The organism is Streptomyces phaeochromogenes (genome assembly GCF_001418655.1).
In the GTDB taxonomy this organism is placed as follows: Bacteria; Actinomycetota; Actinomycetes; order Streptomycetales; family Streptomycetaceae; genus Streptomyces; species Streptomyces phaeochromogenes.
Genome location: NZ_LIQZ01000367.1, coordinates 1 through 12,255, shown reverse-complemented (window position 1 = coordinate 12,255; position 12,255 = coordinate 1). Strand labels below are relative to the sequence as shown.

At 70.2% G+C, this 12,255-nt stretch carries 9 protein-coding genes; 5 read left to right on the top strand and 4 right to left on the bottom strand.

What is annotated here, in order from left to right; genetic code table 11:
* The first annotated feature begins 269 nt into the window (after nucleotides 1–269).
* The 3 genes from AOK17_RS38195 (at nucleotide 270) to AOK17_RS38185 (ending at nucleotide 5,517) form a co-directional block, all read left to right on the top strand.
* Nucleotides 270–1,574 (top strand): sensor histidine kinase, encoded by a 1,305-nt coding sequence (locus AOK17_RS38195; protein ID WP_079053512.1) that lies wholly within the window; start codon nucleotides 270–272, stop codon nucleotides 1,572–1,574.
* Nucleotides 1,571–2,254, top strand: coding sequence for a response regulator transcription factor (locus AOK17_RS38190; RefSeq protein ID WP_055617206.1), 684 nt, complete (start codon nucleotides 1,571–1,573; stop codon nucleotides 2,252–2,254). The genes AOK17_RS38195 and AOK17_RS38190 overlap by 4 nt, the downstream gene beginning before the upstream one ends.
* Nucleotides 2,255–2,418: 164 nt before the next feature.
* Entirely contained in the window at nucleotides 2,419–5,517 is a 3,099-nt protein-coding gene (locus AOK17_RS38185; RefSeq protein WP_055617205.1) for an efflux RND transporter permease subunit, read from the top strand.
* A gap of 66 nt (nucleotides 5,518–5,583) precedes the next feature.
* On the opposite strand, the gene nadA is transcribed toward AOK17_RS38185, so the two are convergent.
* A complete protein-coding gene (gene nadA / locus AOK17_RS38180) occupies nucleotides 5,584–6,777 on the bottom strand; it encodes a quinolinate synthase NadA (RefSeq protein ID WP_055617204.1) in 1,194 nt (397 codons plus the stop codon).
* 353 nt (nucleotides 6,778–7,130) lie between these two features.
* Between nadA and AOK17_RS38175 the strand changes: the two genes are divergently transcribed.
* On the top strand, nucleotides 7,131–7,487 hold the full coding sequence (locus AOK17_RS38175) for a HesB/IscA family protein (protein WP_055617203.1): 357 nt from the start codon (nucleotides 7,131–7,133) through the stop codon (nucleotides 7,485–7,487).
* A 123-nt stretch (nucleotides 7,488–7,610) separates the two neighbouring features.
* Here AOK17_RS38175 and AOK17_RS38170 read toward each other — a convergent pair whose 3' ends face one another.
* Complete coding sequence (locus AOK17_RS38170) at nucleotides 7,611–9,176, bottom strand: hypothetical protein (RefSeq protein ID WP_055617202.1); 1,566 nt, start codon at nucleotides 9,174–9,176, stop codon at nucleotides 7,611–7,613.
* A gap of 269 nt (nucleotides 9,177–9,445) precedes the next feature.
* Complete coding sequence (locus AOK17_RS38165) at nucleotides 9,446–9,655, bottom strand: hypothetical protein (protein ID WP_055617201.1); 210 nt, start codon at nucleotides 9,653–9,655, stop codon at nucleotides 9,446–9,448.
* Between the two features lie 133 nt (nucleotides 9,656–9,788).
* On the opposite strand from AOK17_RS38165, the gene AOK17_RS38160 reads away from it, so the two are divergent.
* A complete protein-coding gene (locus AOK17_RS38160; RefSeq protein ID WP_055617200.1) occupies nucleotides 9,789–10,763 on the top strand; it encodes a carbohydrate kinase family protein in 975 nt (324 codons plus the stop codon).
* Between the two features lie 61 nt (nucleotides 10,764–10,824).
* Here AOK17_RS38160 and AOK17_RS38155 read toward each other — a convergent pair whose 3' ends face one another.
* Nucleotides 10,825–12,222: a cysteine desulfurase/sulfurtransferase TusA family protein gene (locus AOK17_RS38155; RefSeq protein WP_055617199.1), complete on the bottom strand. Its 1,398-nt coding sequence runs from the start codon at nucleotides 12,220–12,222 to the stop codon at nucleotides 10,825–10,827.
* Between the last annotated feature and the right edge of the window lie 33 nt (nucleotides 12,223–12,255).

Genomic DNA, 12,255 nt, shown 5'->3' with positions numbered 1-12,255 from the left:
CTCGTCCTCAAGCGCCGGACGGGCTGGGCGATGAGGGCTTGCGGGGTGGGATGCGTGCGGGTGTGTCGTGGCTGGGCTGCGCAGTTTCCCGCGCCCCTAAAGACCTAGGGGCGCGGGAAACTGCGCAATCTTTTGGGGGTTCGGGGGCGAAGCCCCTGAGTACGGGATGGGAATGGGTAGGGGCGGCGGGGGCGAAAAACGTCGGCCCCGCCCCGATTCCAGGTGGCACCAGTTCCGCCCCCCGCAGGGGCCCCGTACCGTAAACAATCGTGAGCACACTGGAGCGCGCCCGAACCCGCCTGCGGGCATACCCGCTGGTGGTGGACGGCGCCCTCGCGGCAGCAGTCCTCGCCTGCATGGTCGTCGGCTCGTTCGCGGAGCCGAACGGACGACACGGCGGCCCGGACTGGGGCGCCCGCACCCCGGACATCCTCAGCCTCACCCTGATGCTGCTCGCCGCGACCGCCCTGGTCTTCCGCCGTGGCCACCCCCTGAGGGTCCTCGCCGCGACGAGCGCCCTGTCGGTCGTGGAGTTCGTGACGGGCGACCCCAGGGCCCCCGTGGTGATGTCCGCCGTCGTCGCCCTCTACACGGTGGCGTCGGCGACCGACCGCCCCACCACCTGGCGCGTGGGCCTCCTCACGATGACGGTCCTGACCGGCATCGCCATGCTCGCAGGCCCCCTGCCCTGGTACGCGCAGGAGAACCTCGGCATCTTCGCCTGGACCGGCATGGCCGCAGCCGCGGGCGACGCGGTCCGCAGCCGCCGAGCCTTCGTACACGCCATAAGAGAGCGCGCCGAGCGTGCCGAACGCACCCGCGAGGAGGAGGCGAGACGCCGCGTCGCCGAGGAACGCCTGCGGATCGCCCGCGACCTGCACGACGTCGTCGCCCACCACATCGCCCTCGTCAACGTGCAGGCCGGAGTGGCCGCGCACGTCATGGACAAGCGTCCCGACCAGGCCAAGGAAGCCCTCGCCCACGTCCGCGAGGCCAGCCGCTCCGCGCTCAACGAACTCCGCGCCACGGTCGGCCTGCTGAGACAGTCCGGCGACCCCGAGGCCCCCACCGAACCGGCCCCGGGCCTGCACCGCCTCGAAGAGCTCGTCGGAACCTTCCGCAACGCGGGCCTGCCCGTGGAGGTGGCCCGCACCGACCACGGCACCACCCTCCCGGCCGCCGTCGACCTGGCCGCGTACCGCGTTATCCAGGAGGCCCTCACCAATGTGCAGAAGCACGCGGGCCCCGAGGCGAAGGCCGAGGTCAGCGTCGTACGGGTGGGGCCGAACGTGGAGATCACCGTCCTCGACAACGGGCCGGGCGACGACGCGGAGGCCCGGCTTGAGGAGAACAGCGGCCACGGACTGCTCGGCATGCGCGAGCGGGTCACCGCGCTGAACGGCGTCTGCACCGCCGGACCCCGATACGGAGGCGGCTTCCGGGTCCATGCGATCCTGCCGGTCAAGAGCCGCACCGGAAGCACCGCGTCCAGCGCGGTGGCCCCCGCGGCGGCACCCGCACCGGCGGCCAGACCGGCGGCACCGACCACGGCACCCACGGGGGACCCCGCATGACCATCCGCGTCCTGCTCGCCGACGACCAGGCACTGCTGCGCAGCGCGTTCCGTGTGCTGGTCGACTCCGAGCCCGACATGGAGGTCGTGGGAGAGGCCTCGGACGGGGCGGAGGCCGTGCGGCTGGCACGCGAGGAACGGGCCGACGTCGTGCTCATGGACATCCGCATGCCCGGCACCGACGGTCTCGCCGCGACCCGGCTCATCAGCGCCGACCCGGGCCTCGCCCACGTACGCGTCGTCATGCTGACGACCTTCGAGGTCGACGAGTACGTGGTGCAGTCGCTGCGCGCCGGAGCCTCCGGGTTCCTCGGCAAGGGATCCGAGCCCGACGAACTGCTCAACGCGATCCGGATCGCGGCCGGCGGCGAGGCGCTGCTGTCACCGGCAGCCACCAAGGGACTGATCGCCAAGTTCCTCGCCCAGGGCGCCGGCGATGACGACGATCGGGACCCCGGCCGCGCCGAACGCCTCGAAGCGCTGACCGTCCGCGAGCGCGAGGTCCTCGTCCAGGTCGCCGGCGGGCACTCCAACGACGAGATCGCCGAGCGCCTCACGGTCAGCCCGCTCACGGTGAAGACGCACGTCAACCGGGCCATGGCCAAGCTGGGAGCCCGCGACCGGGCACAGCTGGTGGTCATCGCGTACGAGTCCGGACTGGTACGCCCAAGGGTGGAGTGAGCTCCACCCGCACATACTGCGGTCGCGGTATGCGCGGCATAAGGAAACGGGACTTGGGGGCGAGGGTAGGGCCTCACCCATGGCTCAGAGTGATAGGCGGACGCTCACATGAGCCCATTCTGCCGCTCCAGAGACTCAAGCCACAGAAGAGAGACCCGTCACCCATGTCCTGGCTGTCCCGCTTCAGCCTCGCCCAACGGGCCCTCATCGGGCTCATGTCGATCATCGCCCTGGCCTTCGGGGCGATAGCCATCCCGCAGCTCAAGCAGCAGCTGCTGCCCACCATCGAACTGCCCATGGTGTCGGTGATCGCGCCGTACCAGGGCGCGTCCCCCGACGTGGTCGAGAAGCAGGTCGTCGAGCCCATCGAGGACAACCTCGAAGCGGTCGACGGGATCTCCGGCGTCACCTCCACGGCCAGCGAGGGCAACGCCCTGATCATGGCGTCCTTCGACTACGGCAACGACTCCGCCCGGATCGTCGCCGACGTCCAGCAGGCCGTGAACCGCGCCCGTGTGCAGCTCCCGGACGACGTGGACCCGCAGGTCGTCGCCGGTTCCACCGACGACATCCCGACGGTGGTCCTCGCGGTCACCTCCGACAAGGACCAGCAGGCCCTCTCGGACCAGCTGGACCGCACGGTCGTGCCCGCGCTGAAGGACATCGACGGCGTCGGCCAGGTCACCGTCGACGGCGTACAGGACCTTCAGGTCTCGGTCACGCCCGACGACGCGAAGCTGGCGAAGGCGGGGCTGAACACGGCCGCGCTCGGCCAGGCGCTCCAGGCGGGCGGCGCGACCCTCCCGGCCGGTTCCTTCGACGAGGACGGCAGCAACCGTACGGTCCAGGTCGGCGGCGGATTCACCTCGCTCAAGCAGATCCAGGACCTGATGGTCACCGGCGAGGGCGGCAAGAAGCCCGTACGCCTCGGTGCCATCGCCACCGTCGAGGAGGAGCCCGCCAGGGCGGACTCCATCACCCGCACCGACGGCAAGCCCAGCCTCGCGGTCTCCGTCACGATGGACCACGACGGCAGTGCGGTCGCGGTCTCCGACGCGGTCCAGGACAAGCTGTCCGGCCTGCGCAAGGACCTCGGTTCCGGCGCGACGCTGACCGTCGTCAGCGACCAGGGCCCGGCCGTCTCCAAGTCCATCAAGGGCCTGACCACCGAGGGCGCCCTCGGGCTGCTCTTCGCGGTCCTGGTCATCCTGGTCTTCCTGGCGTCGATCCGCTCGACGCTGGTCACCGCGGTCTCCATCCCGCTGTCGGTCGTCCTCGCGCTGATCGTGCTGTGGACCCGCAGCGAGTCGCTCAACATCCTCACGCTGGGCGCCCTGACCATCGCCATCGGCCGGGTCGTCGACGACTCGATCGTGGTCCTCGAGAACATCAAGCGGCACCTCGGCTACGGCGAGGAGCGCCAGGAGGCGATCCTCAAGGCCGTACGCGAGGTCGCGGGCGCCGTCACCTCCTCGACGCTCACCACGGTCGCGGTGTTCCTGCCCATCGGTCTGACCGGCGGCATGGTCGGCGAGCTCTTCGGCTCGTTCTCCCTCACCGTCACCGCGGCCCTGCTGGCCTCGCTGATCGTCTCGCTGACGGTCGTACCGGTGCTCTCGTACTGGTTCCTGCGCGCCCCCAAGGACGTGCGCGGCATCGACCCGGAGGAGGCGCGCCGCAAGGCCGAGGAGAAGGAGGCACGCAGCCGCCTCCAGCGCCTCTACGTGCCCGTGCTGCGCTTCGCCACCCGCCGCCGCCTCACCAGCGTGGCGATCGCCGTGGTGGTCCTCGTCGGTACGTTCGGCATGACACCTCTGCTGAAGACGAACTTCTTCGACCAGGGCGAGCAGGAAGTCATCACGGTCAAGCAGGAGTTGAAGCCCGGCACCAGCCTGGCGGCGACCGACGCCGAGGCCAAGAAGGTCGAGAAGATGCTCGACGGCGTCAAGGGCGTCGAGGACTACCAGGTCACGGTCGGCTCCTCCGGCTTCATGGCCGCGTTCGGCGGGGGCACGGACACCAACCAGGCCTCCTACACCGTCAAGGTCGCCGACTCGGCCTCCTTCGACGACGTCCAGGACGGTATCGAGGAGGGCCTCGGCAAGCTCTCCGGGATCGGTACGACGACGGTCGCGGCCGGAGACGGCTTCGGCAGCCAGGACCTGAGCGTCGTGGTGAAGTCGGCCGACGCCGCCGTACTGCGCGAGGCCGCCGAGGAGGTCCGCGACGCGGTCGCCGGGCTCGACGACGTCACCGACGTCACCAGCGACCTGGCCCAGTCCGTGCCGCGGATCTCGGTCAAGGCCAACGACAAGGCCGCCGCGGCCGGGTTCAACGACACGACCCTCGGCGCGGCCGTCGCCCAGGCGGTGCGCGGCACCACCAGCGGCAAGGCGATCCTTGACGACACCGAGCGCGACGTCGTCATCAAGTCGGCGAAGCCGGCCGAGACGCTGTCCGAGCTGAGGAGCCTCAGCCTCGGGGCCGTGAAGCTCGGTGACATCGCGACGGTGAAGCTGGTCGACGGGCCGGTCTCGATGACCCGTATCGACGGTCAGCGCGCCGCCACCATCTCGGCGAAGCCGACCGGCGACAACACGGGCGCGGTCAGCGCCGACCTCACGGCCAAGCTCGACAAGCTGAAGCTGCCGGCCGGTGCCACGGCCGCCATCGGCGGTGTGTCCGAGGACCAGGACGACGCGTTCGCGTCCCTCGGCCTCGCGATGCTCGCGGCGATCGCGATCGTCTTCATGCTGCTGGTCGCGACCTTCCGGTCGCTGATCCAGCCGCTGATCCTGCTCGTCTCGATCCCGTTCGCGGCGACGGGCGCGATCGGTCTGCTGGTCATCACCGGTACGCCGATGGGTGTGCCGTCGATGATCGGCATGCTGATGCTCATCGGCATCGTCGTGACCAACGCGATCGTGCTGATCGACCTGATCAACCAGTACCGCAAGCAGGGCTACGGGGTTGTCGAGGCCGTGGTGGAAGGCGGCCGGCACCGGCTCCGCCCGATCCTCATGACGGCCCTGGCGACCATCTTCGCCCTGCTGCCCATGGCGCTCGGCATCACCGGCGAGGGCGGCTTCATCGCCCAGCCGCTGGCGGTGGTGGTGATCGGCGGTCTGATCACCTCGACGCTGCTGACGCTGCTCCTGGTGCCGACGCTCTACGCGATGGTCGAACTCCGCAAGGAGCGCCGCGCGAAGAAGAAGGCGGCGAAGCGGGAGGCTGCCACAGAGCGGGAGGCAGTGGGGGTGTAGGTCACCGATTGCGCAGTTCCCCGCGCCCCTGAAAAGGGGCGCGGGGAACTGCGCAATCTTTTGGCTCTACGGCAGCGCCAGCATCCGTTCAAGCGCCAGCTTGGCGAACTGCTCGGTCTCCCGGTCGACCTCGATGCGGTTGACGAGGTTGCCCTCGGCCAGGGACTCCAGGGTCCAGACCAGGTGGGGGAGGTCGATGCGGTTCATGGTCGAGCAGAAGCAGACCGTCTTGTCGAGGAACACGACCTCCTTGTCCTCGCTCGCGAAACGGTTCGCCAGCCGCCGTACGAGGTTCAGCTCCGTGCCGATCGCCCACTTGGAACCGGCCGGAGCCGCCTCCAGGGCCTTGATGATGTACTCCGTGGAACCCACGTAGTCGGCCGCCTCGACGACCTCGTGCTTGCACTCGGGGTGCACCAGGACGTTCACACCGGGGATCCGGGCGCGTACGTCGTTGACCGAGTCGACCGAGAAACGGCCGTGCACCGAGCAGTGGCCCCGCCACAGGATCATCTTGGCGTCGCGGAGCTGCTCGGCCGTGAGCCCGCCGTTCGGCTTGTGCGGGTTGTAGAGGACGCAGTCCTCCAGCGTCATCCCCATGTCGCGGACGGCCGTGTTGCGCCCCAGGTGCTGGTCGGGCAGGAAGAGCACCTTCTCGCCCTGCTCGAAGGCCCACTCCAGGGCGCGCTGGGCGTTGGAGGAAGTGCAGATCGTGCCGCCGTGCTTGCCGGTGAACGCCTTGATGTCCGCGGAGGAGTTCATGTACGAGACGGGCACGACCTGCTCGGCTATCCCGGCGTCGGTCAGTACGTCCCAGCACTCGGCGACCTGCTCGGCGGTGGCCATGTCGGCCATCGAGCAGCCGGCGGCCAGGTCGGGCAGGACGACCTTCTGGTCGTCGGAGGTCAGGATGTCCGCCGACTCGGCCATGAAGTGCACACCGCAGAACACGATGTACTCGGCCTCGGGGCGCGCGGCGGCGTCCCGGGCCAGCTTGAAGGAGTCCCCCGTGACGTCCGCGAACTGGATGACCTCGTCGCGCTGGTAGTGGTGGCCGAGGACGAAGACCTTGCTCCCGAGCTTCTCCTTGGCCGCGCGGGCGCGCTCGACCAGGTCCGGGTCGGACGGCGAGGGCAGGTCACCGGGACATTCGACGCCGCGCTCGCTCCTCGGGTCGGCCTCACGGCCGAGGAGCAGCAGGGCGAGGGGCGTCGGCTGTACGTCGAGCTCCTGGGTCTGGGCGGTGGTCACGACACGCACCCTTTCTGTTCTGCGGCCCGCTTGGATCGACCGGCTGGAACGATCAAGCAGAACAAGCCTTTTCGTCGAAATGACGTTATCTATCATAACCGCTTCACGTCACTTTGACGACGCCCATAGTGTCCATGTGACGTGAATCCCGCGGGGTGATAGGCGGGGTGGTGGGTGGGGTGGTCGCGGCGTGACCGGTGAGGTCGGTGCGGTGGTTGTCCACAGGCCGTTTTCCGCTTCCGGGTGGGTGTGCGAGCATGAAGAGAGAAGCCAAAGACACAAGCTCGGCGCGGAATGAATCCGCGGCCCCGCCGGTTGCAACCGTCGGCAAGCAGTCTCCGTACAACCCGGGAGAGAAGCAGATGTCCGTATCGGACGAGACCACCACCGTGAGCGACGGCATCCTCCTGTCGGACGCCGCCGCGGCCAAGGTCCAGGGCCTGCTGGAGCAGGAAGGCCGCGACGACCTGGCGCTGCGTGTCGCCGTTCAGCCCGGCGGCTGCTCCGGCCTGCGGTACCAGCTCTTCTTCGACGAGCGCTCCCTCGACGGCGATGTCGTCAAGGAGTTCGGCAGCGTGAAGGTCGTCACCGACCGCATGAGCGCTCCGTACCTGGGCGGCGCCTCCATCGACTTCGTGGACACCATCGAGAAGCAGGGCTTCACGATCGACAACCCGAACGCGACGGGTTCCTGCGCCTGCGGCGACTCCTTCAGCTAAGCCTGCTGCTTGCGTTTGACGGATGACGGCCGGGTCCGTCGTCCGGGACGAACCGCACGACACCGAAAGGCGGCGCCCCCTCCAACAGGGCGCCGCCTTTCGCGTACCGGTGTGCCCGCCCGGCTACCTTGCCCCGGTCGGGTTCGGCAGGTCCTTCTCCAGCGGCAGGGCCTTGCCGTCCGAGTCGACGACCTTCCGCTCCCCGAGTGACTCCTTGAGCTCGACCTTCTCGTGGAAGGTCTTGGCGATCAGGATGCAGACCTGGTCCGTCTTCAGCGTCTCGGTCACCCGGACCGTCACCTTGCCGCCGGACTCCTGCGCCGAGGCCTTGTAGTCACTGCACACCCCGCCCGTGAAGCGCACGGTCAGTTCCTTGCCGTCCGCGCTGTAGCCCTCGACACGGACATCCCGGGTCTCGGTCTTCGGCGCCCCCGTCGTCCCACCGCCCGGCTCGCTCGTCCGCGGGCTCGGAGCCGCCGTCGGGTCGTCGCTCGGGGTGCCGCCCGGAGGCTTCGGAGCGGTCAGATACCGCGGGTCGATCGCGGGATGCGTGACCGTGAAGGCGGCGCCCGCCCCCGAGGGCCGTACCTCGAAGAGCCAGGACGGCACCAGCGCCTGCCGCCCGTCCACGAAGTGCGTGGCCAGACCGAACACGGCGTCCTCGACGACGACCGTCTCGGGCTTCGGCGCCACCGTCGACGTCTCGCAGGGCTTCTCGTCCTTGTCCTTCAGCGGTACGGGACTCGCGCACCCGCCGATCCCCACGCGCCCGCCGCCCGTCCCGGACCCGTTCAGCAGGGCGAGCGTCTTCTCGGCACTGATGACGGGGTACGTGTCGCTCTTCACCGGGGTCTTCAACTGGCCGCTGCCGCCGACGACCTGGCCGTCCGGGCCGATCTGGAGGCCGGTCGACCAGCCGTACGTCGGCAGGCCGCCCACCTTCGGGTCCGCGTTCACCACGCGTACGGCGTCCATGAGCTGGCTCGCGTCGAGCTTCGCGTCGTCCTGGCCGGCCGCCTTGAGGACGGGCGCGGCTGCCTTCTTCGCTGCGGCCACGCTCACCGGGTCGGTCTCGGCACCCTTGGCGTCGGTCCCGGTGCCCTTGGTCGTCCCGCTCGCGCACACGGTGGTGCTCTTGCAGTTGTCGGTGCGGGGCACGAAGCGGTTGAACGTCCAGGTGCCGGGTGCCTTCTTGTTCACCCGCAGGCCCGGCCCTGAACCGTCCTTCGTGGCGCCGACCAGCCAGGCGTCGCCCTCCGCCTTCGGAGTGCCCTCCACGCCCAGGGCCTTGGCCAGCTTCGCCACCTCGGCCGCGGTGACCTCGCCCTTCGCACGGTGGACGGCCGCGGAGGAGGGGCCGTCGGGGAGTTCGCCCTCGGCGCGGTAGGTCGGGCCGTTCGGGTCGGGCTCGCCGGGCGCGATGCCGTTCGTGCCGTCGGTGCCCTTCGCGCCGCCCTCGGTGTAGCCGTCCAGGGCGAGCGGCGGCGGGGTGCCGTCGTCGCCGGGCGTACCGGAGCTGTCCTTGCTTCCACCGCCGCTGGACGCGGTCGTGGCGAAGTACGCTCCGCCGCCCCCGGCGAGCAGCACGGCGGCCGCGACCGAGGCGACGACCACCGGCGAATGCCGCCTGCGTGGCTTGTCCTCGTCGGCGGCCTTCGCCGCGTCGTTGTCGGGTCGCTCGCTGTCCACCGCATCGCTCCTTCTGCCGCACCGCTGTCCCATGAGACCCGCCCCTGACCGGGTCAGGACACAGCAGGGTCGTATCCTGCCTCCCCTTTACGGGGGACAGCGATGGGACGCGACGGGGGAGCGCACGGTTCCCTAATTGGCGCCGCTCACCTTTTTAGGCGCGGCGCCCTACGTCTTTTAGGGGCGCGGGGAACTGCGCGCCCAGCTACGGCCGGCCCGCACCTTCCATCAGGCCCTCGCCGCGGAGCGTTCAAGGTCCGGCGGAGCGATCAGTCACCGTAATCAGACATCGCATCCAACATCCGCGCGGAAGCCGACGGCACCGTCACGCCATGAATCAGCGACGGAGACACCGGAAGCGCCGTGACCCTGGCGGGAGCCGACCAGTGCGGAACCATGCGCGCGCAGTCACCCCGCAGCTCGGCCAGACCGCCGTCGAGATCGAGCGGAACGTCGCCATGGATCTTGAGGTTCGTCATAGCGGAACCGTAAGCACCGCATGCCCTACGAAAAAAGCCCTACTATTGGGTAGTTTTGCCTGCTTCGAAGCCGCGGGGCGGACCCGATAGCGTTAGATGTCAATCTCCCTCCTCGCAGGAGCGTGTCCTAGCCGTGCGTATCGCAGTCTCGGGCTCCATCGCCACAGACCACCTCATGACCTTCCCCGGCCGCTTCGCCGACCAGCTGGTCGCGGATCAGCTGCACACGGTCTCCCTCTCCTTCCTGGTCGACAATCTCGACGTACGCCGGGGCGGCGTGGGCGCGAACATCGCCTTCGGCATGGGCCAGCTCGGCACCTCGCCGATCCTGGTCGGGGCGGCGGGCTCCGACTTCGACGAGTACCGCGCCTGGCTGGACCGGCACGGCGTCGACACCGCGTCCGTACGGATCTCCGAGGTGCTGCACACCGCGCGCTTCGTCTGCACCACGGACGCCGACCACAACCAGATCGGCTCCTTCTACACCGGCGCCATGAGCGAGGCCCGCCTCATCGAGCTCAAGGCCGTCGCCGACCGGGTGGGCGGACTCGACCTGGTCCTGATCGGCGCGGACGATCCCGAGGGCATGCTCCGGCACACCGAGGAGTGCCGGACCCGCTCGATCCCCTTCGCCGCCGACTTCTCCCAGCAGATCGCGCGCATGAACGGCGACGAGATCCGGCTGCTGCTCGACGGCGCGACGTACCTCTTCTCGAACGAGTACGAGAAGGGGCTCATCGAGTCCAAGACCGGCTGGAGCGACGCGGAGATCCTCTCCAAGGTCGGCCACCGGGTGACGACCCTCGGGGCGCGCGGCGTGCGGATCGAGAGCGTCGGTGGGGACCCGGTCGAGGTCGGTGTCCCGGAGGAGACGGCGAAGGTCGACCCGACGGGGGTCGGCGACGCCTTCCGTGCGGGCTTCCTGTCGGGGCTGGCCTGGGGGGTCTCGCACGAGCGGGCCGCGCAGGTCGGGTGCATGCTCGCGACGCTCGTCATCGAGACCAAGGGCACGCAGGAGTACCAGTTGCGGCGGTCGCACTTCCTGGACCGGTTCACGAAGGCGTACGGCCATGACGCCGCGGCGGAGGTCCAAGGGCACCTGGCCTAGTGCCGGTGTCCGCCGGTGCGCGGGAGCCGCACATGGCTGCGGCCCCGCGCGCCTGAGGCGGCTACGGCGCCTTGCGGCGGACCACGTATGCCGTTCCGCCCTCGGTCGGTTCCTCTCCCACGTACTCCTGGTTTCGCATCTCGCACCAGGCCGGGATGTCCAGGCGGGCCGCCTCGTCGTCGGAGAGGACGCGGACCGTGCCGCCGATGGGGACGTCGGTGATCACCTTGGCGAGTTCGATCACCGGGATCGGGCAGCGCTTGCCGAGGGTGTCCACGACGAGGGAGACGAGGGAGCCGTCCTGGACGACGGTCACCGCGGGGGCGCCCGCGGGGGCCCCCAGCTTCTCGCGGACCGCCGCGACCGTGCGGGGCAGGACGTCCAGGAAGCGGTCCACGTCCTCCGCCGGGGTGCCGAGGGGGAGGGACACCCGGACGTTGCCCTCGCTCAGTACGCCCATGGCCTTCAGGACATGGCTCGGCGTCAGCGTGCTGCTCGTACAGGACGATCCGGACGAAACCGAGAACCCCTCGCGGTCCAGCTCGTGCAGCAGTGTCTCTCCGTCGACATAGAGACAGGAGAAGGTGAGGAGATGGGGGAGCCGGCGCACCGGGTCGCCCACCACCTCGACGTCCGGGACCAGTTCCGGCACCCGCGCGCGGATCCGGTCCGTCAGCTCCCGCAGCCGCGCCGACTCGGCGGCAGCCTCCGCGCGTACGGCCCGCAGTGAGGCCGCGGCGGCGACGATCCCGGGGATGTTCTCGAAGCCGGGAGCGCGCCCCGACTCCCGTTCGTCGGCCGGGCCTTGAGGGGCGTACCGGACCCCCTTGCGCACGACGAGCAGCCCGACGCCCGCGGGGCCGCCCCACTTGTGGGCGCTGCCCGTCAGCAGTGACCAGCCGCCCTCGACCCGGCCCCAGGCCAGCGACTGGGCCGCGTCCACCAGCAGCGGTACGCCTGCCGCGCGGCACGCCTCGGCGACGGCGGCCACCGGCTGCTCCGTACCCACCTCGTGGTTGGCGGACTGGAGACAGGCGAGCGCGGTGTCGGGGCGCAGGGCCTCGGCGTACGCGTCGGGGGAGACCGCGCCCGTGCGCAGAACGGGCACTTCGGACACCGTGCCGCCCCGGGTCCGGTGTGTCTCGGCCGAATGGAGCACCGAAGAATGTTCGACCGCGGACACGATCAGGTGGCGTCCGACGCGGTGGCGTCCCGCGAGCGTGCCCTCCATTCCTGTGTGGACCGCCCGTGTGCCGGAGGTCGTGAACACCAGCTCGTCCGGGCGGCAGCCGATCGCCTCGGCGGCGGCCTCGCGGGCGGCGTCCAGGAGGAGCCGGGCGCGCCTGCCCTCGCGGTAGAGGCGGGCCGGGTCCGCCCAGCCCTCGTCCAGGGAGGCCTGCAGGGCCTGGCGGGCGACGGGGTGGAGGGGGGCGGAGGATGCGGCGTCGAAGTAGGACACGACCTCACGCTATGCGGTGTGGTGGGGGACGGG